Origin of the sequence: Nocardioides sp. 1609, assembly GCF_004522105.1 — a bacterium.
Taxonomy (GTDB): Bacteria; Actinomycetota; Actinomycetes; order Propionibacteriales; family Nocardioidaceae; genus Nocardioides.
Genome location: NZ_SPUJ01000005.1, coordinates 31,257 through 52,004 on the forward strand (window position 1 = coordinate 31,257; position 20,748 = coordinate 52,004).

The following is a 20,748-nucleotide window of genomic DNA, read 5'->3' on the forward strand; positions in this document are numbered from 1 at the left end:
GACCACCGTGCACTGCCCCTACTGCCGCGGCACCGACACCCGGGTCCTCGACTCCCGCGTCGCCGACGACGGGGGCTCGATCCGCCGGCGCCGCACGTGCTCGTCCTGCGAGCGGCGCTTCACGACCGTCGAGCTCATGCAGCTCTCGATCCTGAAGCGCTCCGGTGCCAGTGAGCCGTTCGCCCGCGACAAGGCCGTCGCCGGCGTCCGCAAGGCCTGCAAGGGCCGTCCGGTGACCGACGCGCAGCTGGCCTGCCTGGGCCAGGAGGTCGAGGACGCCCTGCGCCTGACGGGCGCCGCCGAGGTTCCGGCCCACGAGGTCGGCCTCGCCATCCTGGGTCCGCTGCGGGCCCTCGACGAGGTCGCCTACCTCCGCTTCGCCAGCGTCTACCGCTCCTTCGAGTCGGCCGACGACTTCATCAAGGAGATCGCGGCGATGCACGCCGAGTCGACGCCGTCGCTCGAGACCCAGCCGGCACCGACCGGCTGACCCAGACCGCCCGGCAGGTAGTGGGGAAGCTGCCTGCCGGGCGCACCATCTCTCCCCACGTCAAGCTCCACCTCTCCACCCCCGACCATCGGGGCCCGCCGGCGACGACGTCGTGTCGGTGGGCGACGCAAGACTGCATCTAGACCAGGTACTGACCAGAGGAGACACCCCCATGACCGAGACCGTCAGCGGCGCCAGCAGCTCGACCCAGGGCACCACGAACGGCAAGGGGCACGGCAGGGGACTGAGCGTCGAGCGCGTGTTCAGCACGCCCGGCGTCCACCCCTACGACGAGGTCACCTGGGAGCGTCGCGACGTCGTCCAGACCAACTGGAAGACCGGCGCGACCGTCTTCGAGCAGCGCAACGTCGAGTACCCCTCGACCTGGTCGGTCAACGCCTCGACCATCGTCACCACCAAGTACTTCCGCGGCGCCGTCGGCACCGAGGCGCGCGAGCAGAGCCTGCGCCAGCTGATCGACCGGATCGTGAAGACCTACACCAAGGCCGGCGCCGACCACGGCTACTTCGCCACCGACGCCGACACCGAGGTCTTCGAGCACGAGCTCACCTGGCTCCTGGTCAACCAGTACTTCTCGTTCAACTCCCCGGTCTGGTTCAACGTCGGCACCGCCTCGCCGCAGCAGGTCTCGGCCTGCTTCATCCTGTCGGTCGACGACTCGATGGACTCGATCCTCAACTGGTACAAGGAGGAGGGGTTCATCTTCAAGGGCGGCTCCGGCGCCGGCCTGAACCTCTCCCGCATCCGCTCCTCCAAGGAGCTGCTCTCCTCCGGCGGCACCGCCTCCGGCCCGGTCTCCTTCATGCGCGGCGCCGACGCCTCCGCCGGCACCATCAAGTCCGGTGGCGCCACCCGCCGCGCGGCCAAGATGGTCGTCCTCGACGTCGACCACCCCGACATCGTCGAGTTCGTCGAGACCAAGGCGAAGGAGGAGGACAAGATCCGCGCGCTGCGCGACGCCGGCTTCGACATGGACCTCGGCGGCGCCGACATCACCTCCGTGCAGTACCAGAACGCCAACAACTCGGTCCGTGTCTCCGACGAGTTCATGCGCGCCGTCGAGGACGGCACCGACTTCGCGCTCCGCGGCCGCAAGAACGGCGAGGAGATCGAGCGCGTCGACGCCCGCGGCCTGTTCCGCAAGATCTCGGAGGCCGCGTGGGCCTGCGCCGACCCGGGCCTGCAGTACGACGACACGATCAACGACTGGCACACCAACCCCGAGACGGGCCGCATCACGGCGTCCAACCCGTGCTCGGAGTACATGTCGCTCGACAACTCCTCGTGCAACCTGGCCTCGCTGAACCTGCTGAAGTTCCTCAAGGACGACGACACCTTCGACGCCGCCCTGTTCGCGAAGGCCGTCGAGTTCATCATCACCGCGATGGACATCTCGATCTGCTTCGCCGACTTCCCGACCGAGCCGATCGGCGAGACCACCCGCAACTACCGCCAGCTCGGCATCGGCTACGCCAACCTCGGCGCGCTGCTGATGGCGATGGGCCTGGGCTACGACTCCGACGGTGGCCGCGCGATGGCCGCGACCATCACCTCGCTGATGACCGGCCAGTCCTACAAGCGCTCGGCCGAGCTCGCCGCCGTCGTCGGCCCCTACGCCGGCTACGCCCGCAACGCCGACGCCCACAAGCGCGTGATGCGCAAGCACCAGGCGGCCAACGACACGATCCGCACCCTCGCGATCGCCGACAGCGGCGTCCACAAGCTGGCCACGCAGGCCTGGGCCGACGTCCAGAAGCTCGGCGAGGCCAACGGCTTCCGCAACGCGCAGGCCTCGGTGCTCGCGCCCACCGGCACCATCGGCTTCATGATGGACTGCGACACCACCGGCATCGAGCCCGACTTCTCGCTGGTGAAGTTCAAGAAGCTCGTCGGCGGCGGCTCGATGCAGATCGTCAACCAGACGATCCCGCGGGCGCTGCGCAAGATGGGCTACCAGCCCGAGCAGGTCGAGGCGATCGTCGCCTACATCGGCGAGCACGGTCACGTCATCGACGCGCCCGGTCTGCGCCTGGAGCACTACGAGGTCTTCGACACTGCGATGGGCGCCCGCTCGCTCAAGCCGATGGGCCACGTGCGGATGATGGCTGCCTGCCAGCCGTTCCTGTCCGGTGCCATCTCGAAGACGGTCAACCTGCCGGAGTCGGCCACGGTCGAGGAGATCGAGGACGTCTACCTGCAGTCGTGGAAGCTCGGCCTCAAGGCCACGGCCGTCTACCGCGACAACTGCAAGGTCGGCCAGCCGCTCTCCGGCGGCAAGGGCGACAACAAGGGCCAGGACTCCAACGTCGCCTCGGACGCCGCGCCCGACGAAGCGCCGGCGAAGGTCATCGAGAAGGTCATCTACGCCCCGACCCGCAAGCGCCTCCCGAAGTCGCGCGTCTCGCGCACCACGTCGTTCACCGTCGGTGGTGCCGAGGGCTACATGACCTCCGGCGCGCACGACGACGGCGAGCTGGGCGAGGTCTTCCTCAAGCTCGGCAAGCAGGGCTCGACCCTGGCCGGCGTGATGGACGCCTTCTCGATCGCGGTCTCGATCGGCCTGCAGTACGGCGTCCCGCTCGAGACCTACGTCTCGAAGTTCACCAACCTGCGCTTCGAGCCCGCCGGCCTCACCGACGACCCCGACGTCCGGATGGCGCAGTCCCTCATGGACTACGTCTTCCGCAGGCTCGCGCTCGACTACCTCGACTTCGACGCCCGCTCGATGCTCGGCATCTACTCCGCCACCGAGCGCCAGCGCCACCTCGAGACCGGCTCCTACGACCTCCCGCCCGAGGAGACCGGCAACGCCTCCGAGCTCATCGAGTCCGGCGTCGAGCTCGTCTCGCCCCAGCCCGTGACCACGGATGCCGAGGTCGTCGAGACCAAGGACACCCGCGGGGCCGAGCAGCGCGAGGTCCCCGCCAAGGTCACCACGACCAAGGCCCACACCTCCGCCGAGCTCCTCGAGCAGCTCACCGGCACCGCCGTCGACTCCCCGCTCTGCATGACCTGCGGCACCAAGATGCGCCCCGCTGGCTCCTGCTACGTCTGCGAGGGTTGCGGCAGCACCAGCGGCTGCAGCTGACCCAGCAACCCACGAACGGCCGGGCACCCTCGGGTGTCCGGCTGTTCTGGTTCGTGGCGAGTGTCGTTCGTAGGTGACGACGTGCGACAGCCGCGTCGGCGTTCTCGAACAGGCTGACGGGGCGCCCGGACACGGTGAAGGTGCTGCGAATCGCATTCAGATGCGCGGCCTGTCCCGGACGACGGTCGGACTGCTAGCTCGCGTCGAGGAACTCGGTATACCGCTGTTCGAGCCGTTCCCGGCTCGGACGAGCAGCTCTTGCGCAGGCACGACAGCCAGAGACTTGTTGTGGACGCCTTGGATGCCGCCCTTGAGCATCCAGCCGTCAACCTCCTCCAGGACGTCCTGCCGGACGTGGAGGGTGAGGTCAGGTCGGATGCCGAGGATGCGGTTGTCGAACGCGGCATGGTGGATCTTGCACAGGCAGACGCCTCGAACGCAGCAGGTCAGAACACTTCGACGTCGACTCCGCGAGCGCGCCGCGTCTTCCCGTCACACGTCACCAACGGACATCCCAGCGCGGCTGCCAACGCGATGAAGGTGGCGTCGTAGGCGGTGTGGGCGCCGCGTCGTCGCCACACGTCGCTCAGCAGCGGGGTGGCCGGGTAGCGGACGACGGGCAGGTCGAGGAAGTCGTGCAGCGCTGCTTCGGCACGTCGCACCGACAGGTGCTTGCCGAGGACGAGTCCGCGCAGCGCCGAGACGACCTCGGTGTCGAGCAGGTGCGGTGCGTGGATGCTGGCGGCGTCGGTGACCCTGGCGGTCAGCCCTGGTCGTGCCTCGTCGCCGACGAGCAGGTTCACGACCGCAGAGGTGTCGAGGACGATCACGGGCCGCGTGCGTCGTCGAGCACCGCAGCGATGACGTCGGCACTGACCCGGCCCGGGCGCTGGGCGGCGCGCCGGAGGGTGTCGGCGATCGGCGGACGGGCGGCGTACTCGACGAGAGCCTGGAGGGCGTAGTCGGACAGGGACATCCCGGCCGCGTCGGCGCGGTCGCGCAGGGCGCGGTGCGTGTCGTCGGGGACGCCGCGCACCTGGATGACCTTGACCATGCCGTCGACGCTACACCCAGATTGGGTGTGTGCAGGAGTGGCCCTCACGGTGCCGCCATCGCGGGAAGGGCTCCGCCCCAGTCGGTCATCAGGTCCGTCCAGCCGTGCTCGGTGACCAGGATGAGGTCGGTGTCGTAGCAGCTCCGGCCATGGTTGGCGTAGCGCCACCCCCGCAACCATGCCGCCTCGGCAGCACTGATGACGGTGCGGCCGGGACGGACCACCACGGTCATCACGCCGTGGGTCGGCGGGACGACGTCGGGAACGGGCAAGGTCTGCATGACCCGGTGCAGCTCCTCCCGGGTGTCCTCGCAGTCCTCCTGCTCGGCGTCGAGGTCGAGGAGGACGACCTTGTCGACCCGCTGCTCGGTCGACGGATGCGCGACGAGGACGAGGTAGACGTCCCCGGCGCGGAGGGTCACGCGCTCGGCCACCTCGGTGATGAGCGCCTCGGGGTCTCGGTAGTCGCGGGGCTGCAGCTTCATGAGCCGACTGTGCACGGATGGCGAGATGTCTGCTGCGGTCCTCCACAGGCCTCGGAGTGCTGGTGGCGCCGGGGAGCGGCAGGAGCGAAGGTCGAGGCTCCGCGAACCAGGAGGACCACATGGGCTGCACCACCGACTTCGTCGGTCACATCGAGATCGCCCCGCCGCTCAACAACGCCGAGACCGACTACCTGACGGCGTTCGCCAGGACGCGGAGGTGGGACCGCCCCGAGGGGCCGTACTTCGTGCCTGGCAATCCCTGCGTGGACGACCGGCCGGACGGCGGCGCGGAGGCCTACAACCACCCCGCGCCGGGGCAGCCGCAGCTGTGGTGCCAGTGGGTGGTGTGCGGGCAGGGCGACTGCCTGGCCTACGACGGGGAGGAGAAGTTCTACGCGCCGGTCGAGTGGATGCGCTACCTGATCCAGCACTTCCTCTCGCCCACCGCCGAGGCCCGCACGGTCGACGACCCGGCGTTTCGTGACTTCACCTTCGACCACGTGCTGGACGGGACGATCGTGGGGTGTCGACGCGATGACCGTGAGCTCTTCGCGATCGAGGTCCGCGAGAACCGGGTGACCAAGCGCGTGATGCGTGCCGGTGACCCGCCGCCCTGGGCTGGCATGCGACTGCCCTACGAGCAGGCGAAGGACCGTGGCGCGACCAGCGGAACAGTCGCCGACGCAACCGGAACCTCGTCGACGCCGAGGCCGGGGGTGACGTGGTCGAGCTGGCGTGACGACGCTTCAGCTGACCGCCGGTCACGGTCGAGCCCTGACCGATGGCGTCAGACCCGGCGCCCGAGTCTTGCGAACAGCTCCACGACGTGGGGCCAGGCCGCACTGTCACCAACCTCGGGTCGCGCGACCAGGGCGAGCAGCTGCAGCTTGAGCGCCGTGTCAGCCGCGGTCAACCCTGACGTGTATCGCTCGTCGAGCAGGTACTCCGAGGACAGGTCGTGGGTGCGGGCGGCGGTCCAGGCGAGGCGGTCGAGGAAGATCTCGAGGACCCGGCCCGCGGCGGGGTGGTCGAGGCCCTGGCTCATCGGGAGCACCGTGAGGCCCTGGTAACCGGCGGTCCTGACGTCGCGGGTGGTGAGGGCGAGGGCGGTGCCGCTCGGGGTGGTGCGGGCGCCGGCGCTGCCCCGGCGGACGACGTCGACCTGCGCGGCCAGGCGCAGGAAGCTGGCATCGGTGAGGCTGAAGCCGACGAAGAGCAGGTGGCTGGTCAGCAGGAGGGCCTGGACGACGCCGTCGAGGGCCTGGTGGTCGGCGGCGTGGGCGGCGTACTGCTCGCTCGTCAGCACCAGGGACGCCGGCGCGGCGACGTCGCCGTGGAGCTTGAGCAGCCACGGCCGGCCGCCGTCGGCGACGCTGCGGGTCAGGACGTCGACGCCGTCGCCGTGGACGCCGTGCAGCGCGGTCTCGTAGCAGGCGTCGAAGTTGGTGGTCACGTTCTGGCGGACGCGGAGGCCGGCGAGCAGGGCGTGGCCGATGCCGTGCCGGCCGGTCGTGACCCGGGTGACGACGCCGTCGAGGAACCGCTCGGTGCCCCGCGATCGGACGAGCCGGCTCGCGGCGTCCAGGGGATCGTCGACGCCGGTGAGGTCGACGACCGGGTCCTCGGCCGCGATCGACCGCAGCAGCGACCACCAGGCGGGGAGGCCGACCGGCATCGAGACACCGGCGCCGAGGAAAAGGGAGAGCCGGCCCTCGCCGGCGAGCGTCCCGAGCCGGTCGGCCTCGCAGCGCAGGTGCGGCGGGAGGCAGGCCCAGTCGTCGTCCACCCGGTGTCGCTGGACGGCGGCGACGTCTCTCCGGTCACGGAGCACCAGCGCGACGTCGGCGGTCGGCGGCTGGTCGCGTCGGCGTTCGAGCAGCGCGGCGACCACCTCGCCGCGGCGCCCGGCCAGCCCGCCGTCGCCGGTGCCGACCAGCGGGATCGCGACCAGCGCGCGGTGCCGACCGTCCCGGGCCACGAGGCGCGAGCCGAGCCGCTCCACCGCTGCCCAGGTCCGCTCGGCGAGCTCGGCGGGAGAGAGGGAGCCGCTGACGGTGTCGAGGGCGACGACGCGTCGCTGCTCGTGCGTGCCGAGGTCGACGACGCCGTCAGCGTCCGGGCGCCCCACCCGCAGCCAGCCCGCGTGGTCGCCGCGCGGGAGCCCCGGAGGCAGCAAGGCGGACCACGAGTCGGAGACGTTGCCGGCGCCGTCGCACGGCACGAGGACCGCGTCGCACGCCAGCCGGGTCAGGTCGCCGTGCGCGACGAAGAGGTGCCCGCTCACCGCGCTGCCGCCGTCCGCGGCAGCGGGAACGGTCCGGCCTCGGGGTCGCGGTCCTTCGCGGCGGTCGGCCGGAACAGCTGGGCGGGCCGACCACCGGTGTCGGAGACGAGGAGGTCGCCGCCGGCGTCCGTCGCGGGGGTGAGGAACGGCTGCATCCGCCGGTTGAAGGTGTCGCGCTTGAGCGGCTCCCCGAGCACGGCCTCGTGCACGTGGCGCAGCTGGCTCAGGGTGTACGGCGCCCGCACGAGCCGCAGCGGGTCGGGGGAGCGCTCGTAGCGTCGTCGTGCCCGGCGCACGGCGGTCGTCACCATCGCGTCGTGGTCGTGGGCCAGCGCCTCGCGGGTGACGCGGCGGCCGCGGGCGGCGTTGCCCGCGACCGGCAGGACCTCGACCAGGTCGGGGGAGAGTCGCGCGACGTCGTCGGGCCGCAGCGTCGTGAGGTGGCCGACCGAGACGACCCAGCCGCGCTCGTCGCGGTCGGGGGCGTCGTACATGTCGAGCACCTCGAGGTGGACGTCGCGGCGTGGCCGGAAGTCGAGCTTCTCGGCCAGCAGCTCGCGCACGGTCTCGAGGACCGTGTGGCGCTCGCGCACGAAGCGCCCCGGCAGCACGGCGCGGCCGTCGGGACGTCGTTGGACGAGCACGCCCAGCGAGACCCGGTCGTCGTCCGGTCGCAGGACCCCCGCGGTCAGGATGACCAGGTCGACCGCGAGATGGGGCCGCGGGTAGCCGCCGAGGTCGGTCACGCGACCAAGTTAGCGCAGATCTGCGCACGCCGGGTGCTACAGTTATCGCATATGCACGCAAAGCGAGGATCGGAGCTGCCCATGACACCCCTGACCGCCGCCCAGCACGACCGCGCCGCCGGCGTCCTGCTCGCCACCGCTGCCGGCGACGCCCTCGGCGTGCCCTACGAGTTCGCCCGTCCTCCGGCGGCCGACGAGCTCGCCGAGATGACCGGGGGCGGGCTCGGCGGCTTCGCGCCGGGGGAGTGGAGCGACGACACCGCGATGGCGGTCGCGATCGCGGAGGTCGCCGCGACCGGCGCCGACCTCACCCGCGACGACGCGCTCGACGAGGTCGCGCTCGGCTTCCTGCGCTGGTACGACGACGGGCCGGCCGACATCGGCGTCCAGACCAGCGCGGTGCTGGGCGCCACCCGGCGGAGCCTCGCTCGCGACGGCGGACGGCCCGCGGCCGTGATGACGCTCGAGGCCGCGACCTACGCCGTCGAGCACGCGCACTCCGCCGGCAACGGCGCCCTGATGCGGACCGCGCCCGTCGCGCTCGCCCACCTCGACGACCGTGCCCGGCTCGCCCGCGCCGCACGCCTCGTCGCCCGGCTGACCCACGCCGACCCGCTGGCCGGCGATGCGTGCGTGCTGTGGTCGGAGGCGATCCGCGTCGCGGTCGTCGACGGCCGGACCGACGTCCCGGCGGGCCTCGACCTCGTGCCGACCGAGCGCCGCGAGCAGTGGGCGACCTGGCTCGAGGACGCCGGGACCGGCCCGGCGGACCGGTTCAACCCGAACGGCTTCACCGTCACCGCGCTCCAGGCCGCCGTCGCCGCGATCGCAGCGACGGCGGACACCGAGGACCGCCAGCTCCAGGACGCGCTGCACGCCGCCGTCCGGATCGGCAACGACACCGACACCGTCGCCGCCATCGCCGGGGGGCTCCTCGGCGCCCGCTGGGGAGCCGGTGCCGTGCCGCAGGAGTGGCGCCGCGCCGTGCACGGCTGGCCGGGCCGCGACGGTGACGACCTGGTCGCGCTCGCCGCCCGCGCCGTGAGCGTGGTCGTCGGGGGCGACGACGGCGCGCCCGAGGTGCCCACCCGGTCGGACCATTGTGCTCCCTGAGCCGGGCGTCCAGGACCCGGACCTCGCGGCGGGCACGGGTCGGTCGGGGTGCGACTCGTTGACCCCAGCGGCGCTGCACCTGGCCGCCGGCAGCGTCGAGGTCCTCGTGCTCCCAGGCCCGGACGAGGCGCGGCACAAGTCGTCCGCGGCCGGGTGTGGCGGTGTCGGCAGCGAGGTGCAGAGTGGACTCCGTGAACACCCGGCCCGACCTCGAGCACGCGAACGCCGTGTTCGTGACCGAGCGGCTGCTCGTCGGGGGCGACCTCGACCAGCGTGACGACGCGCTGGCCGCGCGGCAGCTCGACGAGCTCGTCGCGGCCGGGATGACCCATGTCATCGACGCGCGGGTCGAGGCCGACGACCGCGAGTTCGTCGGGCGTCACGCCCCCGGTGTCACCTACCTCTGGCACGGCATGGACGACGCCGGGCAGCGCGTGCCACCGGCCTGGTTCGAGGCCGGCGTCAGTTGGGTGCTGGAGGCGCTGGAGGACCCCGACGCCGTCGTCCTCACCCACTGCCACATGGGCATCAACCGCGGACCGTCGCTCGGGTACGCCGTCCTGCTCGCGCAGGGGGTCGACCCGGTCGAGGCGATCGCCGCGATCCGCGACGTGCGGCCGATCTCGGCGGTGGCCTACGCCGAGGACGCGCTGCGCTGGTACCACCACCGGATCAGCGCGTCCTCCTCCGAACGCCGCCGCGGCCGCGCCCGGCTGCGAGCCTGGCGCCAGGAGAACCCGCTCGACGTGCTGCGGATCATCGCCCAGCAGCGCCGCTCCGGGGCGTAGCGGCCCGCGGCTCCGCGTCCGGGGCGCGCGGCGGGGTGCTGGGTCGTGTGCTCGAGGCCGGTGCAGGGACCGGTCTCAAGCACACGACCCGAGCGGGCCGCGCTACGGGGCGGGGACCGGGTCCGGCTTCGCCTCCGGCGCGCGCCCGTGACCGGCGTGCGACGGCTTGGCGAGGAACAGCACCAGGACCAGTCCGATCAGGAAGGCCACGACCGGCAGGTAGAGCGTCTGCGACATCGCGTCGGAGAACGGTCCCTGGATGAACGACGGCATCGAGTCGCCGGCGGCCTGCAGGTCCTGCGAGGACCCCTCGATGCCGTTGGCGGTGAGCCGGGCCTGGATCAGCGCGGCGATCGCCGAGCTGCCGAGCACCGCCCCGACCTGGCGGGTGGTGTTGTAGATGCCGGCGCCCGACCCGGCCGAGGCCATCGGCAGGTTGCGGGTCGCGGTCGCGCTCAGCGGGGCCCACAGGCAGGCGTTGGACACGCCGAACAGGGCCATCGGCAGGCAGATCTGCCAGACCGGGGTGGTCGGCTCGATCAGCTGCGACAGCCAGAACATCGCGACGGCCGCCGTGCCGAAGCCGACCACGGTGATGTTGCGGGGGTGGGTGCGGTCGACGAGCTTGCCGACGAACGGCGACAGGATCATCAGGACGACGGCCATCGGCGCCATCAGCAGCGCCGACTCGGTCGGGCTCCAGCCGCGGACGCCCTGGGCGTAGAAGAAGAACGGCAGCGACATCGAGGTGATGCCGAGCGAGACGAGGGCGATGCCGCCGTTGCCGAGGGAGAAGTTGCGGTCGCGGAACAGCGCGAGCGGCACCAGCGGCTCGCTCTTGATCCGGCTCTGCCAGAACACGAACGTCGCGAACACCACCACGCCGGCCACGATGAGCAGCGGCACGCTGACGACGCCCTCGATCTGGCCCCAGTCGTACTTCTCGCCCTCCTGGATGCCGAAGACGACCAGGAACACGCCGATGCCGCTCAGGGCCACGCCGAGCCAGTCGAAGGAGTGCGTGTGGGTCGGCAGGACGGGCACCAGGCGCACCGCCAGGACGAACCCGATGACGCCGATCGGCACGTTGACGATGAAGATCCACTCCCACCCGAGGGAGTCGACCAGGACGCCGCCGAGGATCGGCCCGACGAGGGTGGCGACGCCGGCCGTGGCACCCCACAGCGCCATCGCCCCGCCGCGCTTGGCCGGCGGGAAGGTGCGGGTGATCACGGCCATCGTCTGCGGCGTGATCATCGCGGCGCCGAAGCCCTGCACCACGCGGGCGAGGATCAGCATCTCAATGGAGTCGGTCAGGCCGCACCACAGCGAGGCGAGGGTGAAGACGACCAGGCCGGCGAGGTAGACGTTCTTCGGCCCGAACCGGTCGCCGAGGCGGCCGGTGACCAGCAGCGGCACGGCGTAGGCGAGCAGGTAGGCGCTGGTGACCCAGATGACGGTGTTGTAGTCGGTCTGGAGGTCCCGCATGATCGCCGGCGTCGCGACCGACACGATCGTGTTGTCGACCAGGATCATGAAGAAGCCGACCACCATGGCCAGCAGCGCCGGCCACGGCTTGTAGTCGGCGGGCAGGTCGGGCTGCCGGTCGGGTTGCGCGTCGGGCTGCTCGTCGGGGGGCTGGGTGGCGCTCACGCCAGGTGCGGTTGCCATGCGAAGTCCTTGGTGTCGATGCGGGTGATGAGGAGCGCGATCCAGTCGCGCTGGGCGGTGGACATGGTCAGGAGGTAGTCGCCGCCGACCAGGTAGGTCTCGGGCTTGCCCCGGTCGCGGGCGGCGCGCAGCACGCTCGCGAGCTCGGCGATGTCGTCGTCCAGGGCGACCAGGTACTGCCGCAGGTCGGCGGCGACCTGCTCGGCCGGCACGTTGTGCGCCTCGGCGAGGGCGAGGGGGAGGTGCGGGTACTCCCGCACGGGCCGCTGGAGGATCTCGCGGATCCGCGCCGTCATCGCCACGCGCCCCTCGGCGGTGATGGCGTACGTCGTGCGCTCGGGCCGGTTGCCGTCGCGGTCGGTGCCCGTCGCCTCGACCAGCCGCTCGTCCTCGAGCCGCTGGACCGCGTGGTACAGCGAGCCGGGCCGGATCTTGACGAACCGGTCCTCGTGCCTCTCGAGCAGCAGCTGGTACATCTCGTAGGGGTGCATCGGTCGCTCGGCGAGCAGGGCCAGCGCCGAGACGGCCAGGGGGGTCAGGGCGATGACCGTCCCTCCTCAGTCCAGGTGGATTATTCCACGTGGAATATATGGCGGCGCACGGTCTCGGTCAACTCGGGACGGGTCGTCCACGGAGCGTCCCGACCCCGGCCCACGCCGGCCGCGGGCCGGCCGCCGGGCGGCTCGACCGCGTCGCCGACGGACTGTCGGTGGTCGTGGCTAGCGTCCGCAACCCAGGACGACAGAGCGGAGCGTGCGGTGACGGACATGGACCTGACGGCGGCAACCGAGGCGGCGTGGACGGCGTTCCGTGGTCGGGTGGCCGACCACGTGGCGGCGATGGCCGACGGCGACCTGCTCGTCGTGGCACCGGCCGACCTGCTCGACGACGGCGACGACGACGACGACGGCGGCGGCGCGGCGGCCGTCGCCGTGCAGGTCCGCGCGTTCGGCGGGGGCCTCGTGCGGCTCGACTGGGAGGCGCCCCTCGACCAGGTCGGGTGGGAGGACGTCCACCACACCGCCGAGCGCCGCGAGGCCGACCGGGTCGCGGTCCTGCTGGTCCGCACCCTGCGAGAGGTTCACGGCGTCCCGCACCCGGCGTTCCTCACGGCCGGCGGGCTCGAGGTCGACCCGGACGTCGTCGCGTGGCCGGGCGCCGTCCCCGCCGACCCCGTCCCGGACGGCGACGTGATCGAGGTGCCCCGCGACCGTGAGCACCTGCAGCGGCTCGTCGACGCCGCGATGCAGGTGGTCTTCCCCGACCTCAGGCACGACGCCGACGGCGACATCCCGGTCCGCGACGGCGAGAGCGCCCTCTACGTCCGGGTCCTGCCCGACCGCCCGGTCGTCGAGCTGTACGCCGAGCTCGTCGTCGACCCGGTCGACGCCGACCGGCTGTCGCTGGAGGCCGGGCTGCTCAACGCCGCCCACCCGACCTGGAAGTTCGTGCACCGCGAGACGACCGTCGTCATGACCCACCAGGTCGTGGCGGTCCCCTTCGTCGCCAGCCAGCTGCGGGTGCTGGTCGACCTCTTCCTCGACGACCTCGACCGGCTCTCCGGCGAGCTCGTCGCCCGCGTCGGCGGACGCCGGTTCCTCCAGCCGGCCCCGCCGCCGGGTCGACCGGTCGGCCCGGCCGGCGACCACCCGGCCGACCCGGACTCCGGCGCCGACCTCGTGCTGACCGGGCTCCTCGAGCTGTGCCACATGGGTCGTCCCCGGGCCGCCACCGTCGCGGGTCTCTTCGACCACGACCGGCTGGAGCTCATCCGACAGATCGTGCGGGTCCGCAGCGGTCAGCACGACTGCGGCGGCCTCGACCAGGACGTCGTCCTCACCGCGCTGCGCCAGGCGTTGCGGCTGGTCTCCGACGGGCAGGTCGAGCAGCCGACGGCGTTGGCGCCGCGGCCGCGGTCGGTGCAGGCCTCGCTGCTCGCCGACGCCGATCTCGGCGAGGACGCCCTCGACCTCGGCTGGAGCGCCTGACGGCGCTCCGGCCGGGCCGGTCCCGGCTCAGTGCTGCTGCGACTTCGGGGCCGCCGGCTTCGCGGGCGGGGTGAAGCCGGAGCCGCTCGGCACGAACAGCACCGAGATCTCCCGGCCGAGGACGAAGTTGCCGCCGGCGAGGTTCCGAGCCGTCAGCGCCACCGTGTGGTTGCCCGCGGTCACCGGGACCACGGCCGTCGCCGACCCCGACTCGTCGTTGCCGGCCGTCTCGTTGTCGTAGTCGAGGATGTGCAGGCCGTTGCTCAGCTGGCTGCCGTCGAGCGCGAGGCCGTACTGCATCCGGCCGGCGCCGGCGACGGTGATGTCGTCCTCGGACGAGACGGTGCCGGTGATGTAGAGGACGCCCGACGTCGGCGCGCTGACCGCCGTCGACACGATCGGGGTGAGCACCCCGGTCGTGAAGTTGTCGATGCTGGCCGACTCCGCGTCCCCGAACGCCGCGACCTGGCCGGACTTGAGGACGCCCTGGAGCGACTTCTCCTTGATGTCGCTGCCGCTCAGCGAGTCCTTCTTGATGTCCTTGCCGGTCAGCGAGGAGTTCTTGACGTCCTTGCCGGTGATCAGCTTCGCGGCCTCGCTCGGCACGCCGAGCGAGACGCTCAGCGCGGCGACGCCGCACACGAGGCCGAGGCCGCCGGCGGTGAGGCGGCGGCGTCGGGGGTGGGTGGTGGTGCTCGTGGTCATGGTGCCTCCCAGGTCCGTGCGTGGGCGGTGCGCCCGCGTCATGTCCTTCAGAGGCCACGTCCGGCCCGGTTGATACGACGGACCTGGTCTGCACCGGTGCTCAACCCGGGCCCACCCGCCGCCGATGACTCCTGCGACCACCCCGGCCGGGGTGGCGGGGGAGGACGGCACGACATGGCGGGAGAGCCGGCGGAGGCGGTGGCCACGCGGCAGCGGCAGAAGGCGGCCCGGCCGGAGCGCCCGGCCGGCGGACGCGGCGCCGAGGGCGATCGGGTGACCGAGGCCGCGCTCGGTGGGCTCGGGCCGGAGTGGTCGGCGCACCACGACCTGACCTGGCCCGGCCGGACCGGCGCCCACCGCGTCCACGTCGTCGTCGGGCCGCCCGGCGTGTTCGTCGTCGAACCACAGGCGTGGAGCGGGCGGGTGACGACGGCCGGCGGCGTGCTGCGCCAGAACGGCCTGCGCCGCGACGACTCCGTCGCCGCCGTCAAGGACGCCGCCCGCGCCGTCGGCGAGGTCACCGGCACCGCCGCGATCCCCCTCCTCTGCCTCAGCGGGGCGGTGACCGGCCGGATCCTCGACGGGGTCGTCGTCACCTCCGCTGCGGACGTCGTCCGGACCCTCTCGACGTTCGGTCCCTCGCTCGACGACACGCGGCGCGAGGACGCCCGGAGGCGGCTCGAGGAGGCCGTGGCCGCGGGGTCGCCGGTCCGACGTCCGCAGGTGACGGCGCCGCCCGATCCCGCGCCGCTCGCACCACCCGCCCCGCTGGTGCCACTCTCGCCACTCCCGCCACTCCCGCCGGTCCCGCCGGTCCCGCGCGTGCGCAGCGCAGCTCTCGTGCCGGCCGCCCGGCTGCGGCGCTCGAGCCTGCCGGTCGGCTCGTCGAGCAGCACGCGGGGCGCGACGCGGCGGATCCTGCCGCGGGTCCTGGGCGGTGTGCTGGCCGTCGCGATGTTCGGGATCCTGGTGGTCCCCGGCCCGCGCGACTGGGTCTCCGACCGGATCTACGACATGGTCGCGCCCGACCTCCCGCCCGCGCCCGACCCCGTCGAGAGGCCCGCCCGGCAGGGCACGAAGGCCTCGAATGCCACGACGTCGAGGCAGCAGGCTCGGCAGGCGGCTCGTCGGGCCGGGAGGACGGACGGGGGCGTGGCACCGTAGGGAGGGTGCCCGACGACGTACGCACCGCCCTCGAGGCCGAACGCCGCCGTGCCGCCGACCGGCTCGCCCGGCTGCGCGGCGACTTCGACGAGGTGGTCGCGGCCTCGCGCGACACCAACGCCGACGACGAGCACGATCCCGAGGGCGCCACGATCGCCTTCGAGCGCTCCCAGATCGACACCCTGGTGCGGCAGGCCCGCGACCGGTTGGCCGAGGTCGACGCCGCCCTCGAGCGCCTGGCCGCGGGCCGGCACGGACGCTGCGAGGTCTGCGGCCGGCCGATCCCGGCCGAGCGGCTCGAGGTGCGGCCGACCGCGCGCACCTGCGTGGGCTGCGCCTGAGGTCGGGACCCGCGCCCGGGCTCAGGGCACGCGCACCGCGATCTCGTCACCCAGGGCGGCGCCACCGAGCAGCTCGAGGTCGTCGCCCGACCAGAACCGGCCGGGGTCGTAGTAGTTGGTGGGACGGGCGTCGTCGAGCAGCCCCATCGCCTGGTACGTCGCCGCGACGACCTCCGCGCAGTAGGTCATCTCCACGCCGGCCTGGCGCCGGACCCGGCCGCGCGCCCACCGGCCGGCCAGCGCGGCCGTCGACGGGAACGGCGTCCCGTCGAGGCGGGCGACGGTGCGCAGCACCGCGGCCTCCTGCTCGGGCGTGACGACGGTGTCGAGCTGGCGGAGCCAGGCCTGCTGCTCGTAGCGGCCGCTCCACTGCACGACAGCCTCGCGCAGGTCGTGCAGCTGGACCCCGCGGTGCCGGGTGCCGGTCCACACGTCGGTGAGGCCCTTCCCGAGCTCGGCGTGCCACAGCAGCGGCGGCAGGTCGTCGACGACCACGGCCATGCCGACGTGGTTGACGGGAGCGTTGGTGAACACCCGGATAGCGTGGTCGGCAGCGGAGCGTCCGCGGAAGAGCCAGAGATCGCCGGTCCGGGTGAGGTCGACGGCCTCGTCGAGGCCGAGGCTGGTGGACCTGCTGGTGGTCATGGGGAGGAAGTCTTGCGCATGAAGCTCTGGAAGTGGTTGGGACTGGCCGGCGTCGCCGGGGTCGCGGCGACCGGTGCGGTGATCGCGCGCGACCAGCGTCGGCGCGCGCAGGTGACCCCGGAGGAGGTGCGTGACCGGCTGCACGAGCGGCTCGCCGAGTCCGACGGTCCCGCAACCCCGGACCACGGGTCGGAGGCCACGTCCTGATGGCGGGTCCCCGCCTGGTCGACGTCCGGACGCCGCGTTCGCCCACCGCCGCCGTCGTGGTGCTGCACGGGGGAGCGCGACGGCGGGAGCGGGCGGTGGTGAGCCCCACGCAGCTGTCGGTCGTGCGGATGATCCCGGTCGCCCGCGCGATCGGGCGGGCCGGCGGTGGCCGCCTGGCCGTCGTCCGGCTGCTGAACTCCTACCGCGGCTGGGACGACGAGCGCACGCCCCTCGACGACGCCACCTGGGCCGTCGACCAGGTGCGCGAGCGGTACGGCGACGTGCCGGTCGCGCTGGTCGGGCACTCCCTCGGTGGGCGGGCCGCGATCCTGGCGGCCGGTCACGACGCCGTCCGCACCGTCGTCGCGCTCAACCCGTGGGTCTACCCCAGCGACGGCGTGGCCCTGCCGGGGCGCCGCGTGCTGATCGTGCACGGCGACGCGGACCGGGTCGCGCCGATCGCGCGGGCCCGGGCGGTCGCCGAGCGGTTGAGCGGCTCCGCCGACGTCCGGTTCGAGGTGGTGCCCGACGGCAAGCACGCGATGCTGCGCCACGGTCGGGTCTTCGAGCGGGCGGCGTCCGACTTCGTGGTCGAGACGCTGCTCGACCCGCGGGTCGACCGGCCCGCCGGCGAGACCTCGGTCGACGGAGCTGTCGGCGGCGACGTCTAGCGTTGGCGGCATGGACCTGGGGGACGCCTTCGCGATGGCCGAGGACCTCCTCGAGCACCACGGCCTCCGCGACTGGACCGTCGAGCTCGACGGCGCCAAGCGGCGCGCCGGCATCTGCCGGTTCGGTCCGCAGGTCCTCGGTCTCAGCGCACCGCTGACCACGCTGCACTCCGAGGCCGAGGTCCGCGACACGATCCTGCACGAGATCGCCCACGCCCTGGCCGGTCCCGCGCACGGCCACGACGCCACCTGGCGCGAGGTCGCGCGGAGGATCGGCAGCAGCGGGGAGCGGTGCGTCTCGCCGGAGTCGCCGCGGGTCGAGCCGCCGTGGCTGGGCGTGTGCCCCGCCGGGCACACCACCGGACGGCACCGTCGTCCCGAGCGGGTGATGACGTGCGCCCAGTGCTCGCGCGCCTTCGACCTCGCGCACCTGATCACGTGGACCCACCACGGCCGGCCCGCCGAGCCGCACCCCAACTACGACGCCGAGCTCGCCCGGCTGCGCGCCGGACGCCGCCTCCAGCTGCTGCGTCCGGGCACCCGCGCCCGCGTGATCGCGCCCGGCGAGCACCACGGCCGGGTCGGCAAGGTGGTCAAGCTCGGCCGCACCAGCTACCACCTCCGGGCCGGGAGCACCGTGCTCCGGGTGCCGTTCGCCCACGTCGAGCGCGCCTGACCTGCGGCCGACCCGGTCCTACGATGACGCCATGACGGGCGAGGAGCAGTGGCCGGTGTACGACCTCGGCGGCGGGCCGCGGACGCCCGAGGAGCGCACGGTCGTCCGCCGGCGCGCGCCGTTGCTCGCGATCGTCGTCGCCGCGTGCGTCCTGGCCGGCGCCGGCGCGGCCGGGACCGCACTGCTCGGCGACGAGCCGGGCGACCCGCCCGCCGCGGGCGTCGACGTGGGCGCCCCGGTCGACGAGCCGGTCGACGAGCCGGCGCCCCAGCAGCCGGTCGAGCAGTCCGAGCCGGCACCCGTCGACGTCCTCACCGCCCGGGGCTACCGGGCGCTGCTGGCGGCGCTGGAGGAGCGGACGGGGTCGACCGAGGTCTTCTCGGTCTCGCTGCACGGGGCCCACGCCTTCCTCGAGGTGCCGGTCGACGCGACCACCCGGCGGCAGGTCCGGATCGGCTGGCACGGCGAGTTCGACGAGCCCGGCGACAAGGGCACCTCCACCCGCTACGACCGGATCGACCTCGCCGACGTCGACCCCGCGGTCTTCGTCCGGATGGGCCGGCAGGCTCTCGGCGCGGTCGAGGACGCGAAGCTCACCCACGTGATCATCGACGGCCCGCCGACCAGCGGCCCCGACGACGGCACCCGGGTGCGGGTCTACGTCAGCAACGACTACGACGAGGGCGGCTACCTCGGCGCGACCGCCGACGGCATCGTCACGCGGCGCTACCTCGACTGATCCGCCGGTCGACCCACGGGCGCGAGGAGTCGCCGGGCGGGCGCCGCCGGGCGACCGGGGACCACGGTCGAGACCCGGTGCATGCCGGCCGGGGGTCGCGGGTACGACCCAGGCGCGGAACGCGGGAACTCGCTGTCCGCGCGGGACCCGGAGCGTGGTTGCAGACCACCTCATCGACGCCCGTCTCGCCCAGGGAGGCCCGGATGAACGACGCACCGCCCCACCTCCTCATCCACCCGCCGCTCGAGCGCCACGAGGTCGCCTTCCTCGCCGCGTTCGGGAGCGAGGGTGCCCTGCGGCGGCTCTGGCCGGGCCAGCCGTCGCCGAGGTCGCCGTGGCGGCCCAGCACCGACGGACGCCGGCTCGACCTCGACCCGACGCGCGCCGTCGCGGCCCCGCACGACGTCACGCCGTGGCTGCGCTTCCTGTCCCGCACCTTCCTGGCGCCGAGCTCGGCCGCGGCCCTCGAGGCGGCGCTGGACGCCGGGCTGCGCGGCGGTCACCGGCTCGCCGGTCACGTCGAGGTCAGCGGACTCCTCGAGGTCGTCGTCGAGCGCAACCGGGTGACCGAGCACGTGGTGCCCGACCGGGGAGCGTCGTTCGCAGCGTCGGGGGACGCCACGGTCGTCGACCTCGACTCGTGCCGGCTCAGGTCACGGAACCGTAGACCCCGACGGTCCGCTCCGCGATCGCGTCCCAGCTGAAGCTCTCGATCGCCCGCTGCCGTCCGGCGCGGCCGTAGGTCGCCGCCCGGTCGGGATCGGCGACGAGCTCGTTGAGCGCGGCCGCGAAGTCGGCGACGTAGCGATCGGGGTCGAGCGGGGTGCCGGTGCCGTCGGCGGCCTGCTCGATCGGCACCAGGATCCCGGTCTCGCCGGGGACGACGACCTCGGGGATGCCGCCGGTCGCGGTCGCGACGACGGCGGTGTCGCACGCCATCGCCTCGAGGTTGACGATGCCGAGCGGCTCGTAGATCGACGGGCAGGCGAAGACGGTCGCGGCGGTGAGCAGCGCGACGACGTCGGCGCGGGGGAGCATCTCGCGGATCCACACCACGCCGGTGCGGGTGCGGGACAGGTCCTCGACCAGGCCCATCACCTCGGCCTCGATCTCCGGGGTGTCGGGTGCGCCCGCGCAGAGCACGAGCTGGACGTCGGGCGGCAGCTCGGCCGCGGCGCGCAGGAACAGCGGCAGCCCCTTCTGCCGGGTGATCCGGCCGACGAAGACCACCGACGGGCGGTCGGGATCGAGGCCGAGCTCGCGCACGCGGTCCGGGGCCGGGGCCGGGCGCCAGAGCTCGGTGTCGATGCCGTTGTGGACGACGTGCACCCGGGCCGGGTCGACGGCCGGGTAGGACGCGAGGACGTCGTCGCGCATCGCGGCCGAGACCGCGATGACGGCCGCCGCGCCCTCGTACGCCGTCCGCTCGACCCAGGAGGAGACGGCGTACCCGCCGCCGAGCTGCTCGGCCTTCCAGGGGCGCAGCGGCTCGAGGGAGTGCGCGGTCACGACGTGCGGGACGCCGTGCAGCAGGCCGGCGAGGTGGCCGGCCATGTTGGCGTACCAGGTGTGGGAGTGCACGAGGTCGGAGCCGGCGCAGGCGTCGGCGATGGTCAGGTCGACGCCGAGCGTGCGCAGCGCGCCGTTGGCGCCGGCCAGCTCGGCGAGGTCGGGGTGCGACGTCGTGCCGTCCTCGGAGCGTGGACCGTCGAAGGCGTGGACCCGCGTGTCGAGGCCGGGGAGCGCCCGCAGCGCCCGCACCAGCTCGGCCACGTGGACCCCGGCGCCGCCGTAGATCGAGGGGGGGTACTCCTTGCTCAGCACGTCGACCCGCATGCGAGGAACCTATCCCTACTCCGGCCGCGGGCGGCA

At 73.3% G+C, this 20,748-nt stretch carries 22 protein-coding genes; 12 read left to right on the plus strand and 10 right to left on the minus strand.

Annotated features, from left to right (window positions below; all coding sequences use genetic code 11):
* The first annotated feature begins 7 nt into the window (after positions 1-7).
* Both nrdR and E4623_RS14000 read left to right on the plus strand, forming a co-directional pair.
* Positions 8-490, plus strand: a complete 483-nt coding sequence (gene nrdR, locus E4623_RS13995; RefSeq protein ID WP_134767181.1) for a transcriptional regulator NrdR — start codon at positions 8-10, stop codon at positions 488-490.
* 172 nt (positions 491-662) lie between these two features.
* Entirely contained in the window at positions 663-3,599 is a 2,937-nt protein-coding gene (locus E4623_RS14000; protein WP_134767182.1) for a vitamin B12-dependent ribonucleotide reductase, read from the plus strand.
* A gap of 446 nt (positions 3,600-4,045) precedes the next feature.
* Here E4623_RS14000 and E4623_RS14005 read toward each other — a convergent pair whose 3' ends face one another.
* The 5 genes from E4623_RS14005 to E4623_RS14025 form a co-directional block, all read right to left on the minus strand.
* A complete protein-coding gene (locus E4623_RS14005; RefSeq protein WP_134767183.1) occupies positions 4,046-4,429 on the minus strand; it encodes a type II toxin-antitoxin system VapC family toxin in 384 nt (127 codons plus the stop codon).
* Positions 4,426-4,653 carry a hypothetical protein gene (locus E4623_RS14010; RefSeq protein ID WP_134767184.1) on the minus strand — a complete coding sequence of 76 codons (228 nt, stop codon included), beginning with the start codon at positions 4,651-4,653 and terminating at the stop codon, positions 4,426-4,428. Before E4623_RS14010 ends, E4623_RS14005 begins: the two co-directional genes overlap by 4 nt.
* Before the next feature lie 44 nt (positions 4,654-4,697).
* Entirely contained in the window at positions 4,698-5,138 is a 441-nt protein-coding gene (locus tag E4623_RS14015) for a hypothetical protein (RefSeq protein ID WP_134767185.1), read from the minus strand.
* Positions 5,139-5,925: 787 nt separating this feature from the next.
* Positions 5,926-7,422: an SIR2 family protein gene (locus tag E4623_RS14020; protein WP_134767186.1), complete on the minus strand. Its 1,497-nt coding sequence runs from the start codon at positions 7,420-7,422 to the stop codon at positions 5,926-5,928.
* Complete coding sequence (locus E4623_RS14025) at positions 7,419-8,168, minus strand: NUDIX hydrolase (RefSeq protein WP_209020693.1); 750 nt, start codon at positions 8,166-8,168, stop codon at positions 7,419-7,421. The genes E4623_RS14020 and E4623_RS14025 overlap by 4 nt, the downstream gene beginning before the upstream one ends.
* Before the next feature lie 81 nt (positions 8,169-8,249).
* Between E4623_RS14025 and E4623_RS14030 the strand changes: the two genes are divergently transcribed.
* Positions 8,250-9,281: an ADP-ribosylglycohydrolase family protein gene (locus tag E4623_RS14030; protein ID WP_134767187.1), complete on the plus strand. Its 1,032-nt coding sequence runs from the start codon at positions 8,250-8,252 to the stop codon at positions 9,279-9,281.
* A 191-nt stretch (positions 9,282-9,472) separates the two neighbouring features.
* Positions 9,473-10,069, plus strand: coding sequence for a dual specificity protein phosphatase family protein (locus tag E4623_RS14035; protein ID WP_134767188.1), 597 nt, complete (start codon positions 9,473-9,475; stop codon positions 10,067-10,069).
* A gap of 102 nt (positions 10,070-10,171) precedes the next feature.
* Here the strand turns inward: E4623_RS14035 and E4623_RS14040 are convergent, their stop codons facing one another.
* On the minus strand, positions 10,172-11,740 hold the full coding sequence (locus E4623_RS14040) for a DHA2 family efflux MFS transporter permease subunit (RefSeq protein WP_134767189.1): 1,569 nt from the start codon (positions 11,738-11,740) through the stop codon (positions 10,172-10,174).
* A complete protein-coding gene (locus tag E4623_RS14045; RefSeq protein ID WP_348537297.1) occupies positions 11,719-12,285 on the minus strand; it encodes a PadR family transcriptional regulator in 567 nt (188 codons plus the stop codon). The genes E4623_RS14040 and E4623_RS14045 overlap by 22 nt, the downstream gene beginning before the upstream one ends.
* A 213-nt stretch (positions 12,286-12,498) precedes the next feature.
* Between E4623_RS14045 and E4623_RS22680 the strand changes: the two genes are divergently transcribed.
* Positions 12,499-13,728: a hypothetical protein gene (locus E4623_RS22680; RefSeq protein ID WP_167736644.1), complete on the plus strand. Its 1,230-nt coding sequence runs from the start codon at positions 12,499-12,501 to the stop codon at positions 13,726-13,728.
* A 27-nt stretch (positions 13,729-13,755) separates the two neighbouring features.
* Here the strand turns inward: E4623_RS22680 and E4623_RS14050 are convergent, their stop codons facing one another.
* Positions 13,756-14,433, minus strand: coding sequence for a hypothetical protein (locus tag E4623_RS14050; RefSeq protein WP_134767191.1), 678 nt, complete (start codon positions 14,431-14,433; stop codon positions 13,756-13,758).
* Positions 14,434-14,607: 174 nt separating this feature from the next.
* Here E4623_RS14050 and E4623_RS14055 point away from each other — a divergent pair, with 174 nt between their 5' ends.
* Both E4623_RS14055 and E4623_RS14060 read left to right on the plus strand, forming a co-directional pair.
* Positions 14,608-15,597 carry an NERD domain-containing protein gene (locus E4623_RS14055; RefSeq protein ID WP_134767192.1) on the plus strand — a complete coding sequence of 330 codons (990 nt, stop codon included), beginning with the start codon at positions 14,608-14,610 and terminating at the stop codon, positions 15,595-15,597.
* A 5-nt stretch (positions 15,598-15,602) separates the two neighbouring features.
* Positions 15,603-15,938 (plus strand): TraR/DksA C4-type zinc finger protein, encoded by a 336-nt coding sequence (locus E4623_RS14060; RefSeq protein ID WP_134767193.1) that lies wholly within the window; start codon positions 15,603-15,605, stop codon positions 15,936-15,938.
* Between the two features lie 21 nt (positions 15,939-15,959).
* On the opposite strand, the gene E4623_RS14065 is transcribed toward E4623_RS14060, so the two are convergent.
* A complete protein-coding gene (locus E4623_RS14065) occupies positions 15,960-16,583 on the minus strand; it encodes a hypothetical protein (protein WP_134767194.1) in 624 nt (207 codons plus the stop codon).
* A gap of 18 nt (positions 16,584-16,601) precedes the next feature.
* Between E4623_RS14065 and E4623_RS14070 the strand changes: the two genes are divergently transcribed.
* The 5 genes from E4623_RS14070 (at position 16,602) to E4623_RS14090 (ending at position 19,580) form a co-directional block, all read left to right on the plus strand.
* Complete coding sequence (locus E4623_RS14070; protein WP_134767195.1) at positions 16,602-16,790, plus strand: hypothetical protein; 189 nt, start codon at positions 16,602-16,604, stop codon at positions 16,788-16,790.
* Positions 16,790-17,461, plus strand: coding sequence for an alpha/beta fold hydrolase (locus E4623_RS14075; protein ID WP_134767196.1), 672 nt, complete (start codon positions 16,790-16,792; stop codon positions 17,459-17,461). The genes E4623_RS14070 and E4623_RS14075 overlap by 1 nt, the downstream gene beginning before the upstream one ends.
* A gap of 10 nt (positions 17,462-17,471) precedes the next feature.
* Entirely contained in the window at positions 17,472-18,137 is a 666-nt protein-coding gene (locus E4623_RS14080) for a SprT-like domain-containing protein (protein ID WP_134767197.1), read from the plus strand.
* 31 nt (positions 18,138-18,168) lie between these two features.
* Positions 18,169-18,876, plus strand: a complete 708-nt coding sequence (locus E4623_RS14085; RefSeq protein WP_134767198.1) for a hypothetical protein — start codon at positions 18,169-18,171, stop codon at positions 18,874-18,876.
* Positions 18,877-19,079: 203 nt separating this feature from the next.
* On the plus strand, positions 19,080-19,580 hold the full coding sequence (locus tag E4623_RS14090) for a hypothetical protein (RefSeq protein ID WP_134767199.1): 501 nt from the start codon (positions 19,080-19,082) through the stop codon (positions 19,578-19,580).
* Here E4623_RS14090 and glgA read toward each other — a convergent pair.
* On the minus strand, positions 19,525-20,712 hold the full coding sequence (gene glgA, locus E4623_RS14095) for a glycogen synthase (RefSeq protein WP_134767200.1): 1,188 nt from the start codon (positions 20,710-20,712) through the stop codon (positions 19,525-19,527). The genes E4623_RS14090 and glgA overlap by 56 nt on opposite strands.
* Between the last annotated feature and the right edge of the window lie 36 nt (positions 20,713-20,748).

Coding starts and splice junctions, on each gene's coding strand:
- E4623_RS14000 (WP_134767182.1), top strand. CDS start 663: ATGACCGAGACCGTCAGCGGCGCCAGCAGCTCGACCCAGGGCACCACG.
- E4623_RS14010 (WP_134767184.1), bottom strand. CDS start 4,653: ATGGTCAAGGTCATCCAGGTGCGCGGCGTCCCCGACGACACGCACCGC.
- E4623_RS14015 (WP_134767185.1), bottom strand. CDS start 5,138: ATGAAGCTGCAGCCCCGCGACTACCGAGACCCCGAGGCGCTCATCACC.
- E4623_RS14030 (WP_134767187.1), top strand. CDS start 8,250: ATGACACCCCTGACCGCCGCCCAGCACGACCGCGCCGCCGGCGTCCTG.
- E4623_RS14040 (WP_134767189.1), bottom strand. CDS start 11,740: ATGGCAACCGCACCTGGCGTGAGCGCCACCCAGCCCCCCGACGAGCAG.
- E4623_RS14050 (WP_134767191.1), bottom strand. CDS start 14,433: ATGACCACGAGCACCACCACCCACCCCCGACGCCGCCGCCTCACCGCC.
- E4623_RS14055 (WP_134767192.1), top strand. CDS start 14,608: ATGGCGGGAGAGCCGGCGGAGGCGGTGGCCACGCGGCAGCGGCAGAAG.
- E4623_RS14065 (WP_134767194.1), bottom strand. CDS start 16,583: ATGACCACCAGCAGGTCCACCAGCCTCGGCCTCGACGAGGCCGTCGAC.
- E4623_RS14070 (WP_134767195.1), top strand. CDS start 16,602: ATGAAGCTCTGGAAGTGGTTGGGACTGGCCGGCGTCGCCGGGGTCGCG.
- E4623_RS14075 (WP_134767196.1), top strand. CDS start 16,790: ATGGCGGGTCCCCGCCTGGTCGACGTCCGGACGCCGCGTTCGCCCACC.
- E4623_RS14080 (WP_134767197.1), top strand. CDS start 17,472: ATGGACCTGGGGGACGCCTTCGCGATGGCCGAGGACCTCCTCGAGCAC.
- E4623_RS14085 (WP_134767198.1), top strand. CDS start 18,169: ATGACGGGCGAGGAGCAGTGGCCGGTGTACGACCTCGGCGGCGGGCCG.
- E4623_RS14090 (WP_134767199.1), top strand. CDS start 19,080: ATGAACGACGCACCGCCCCACCTCCTCATCCACCCGCCGCTCGAGCGC.
- glgA (WP_134767200.1), bottom strand. CDS start 20,712: ATGCGGGTCGACGTGCTGAGCAAGGAGTACCCCCCCTCGATCTACGGC.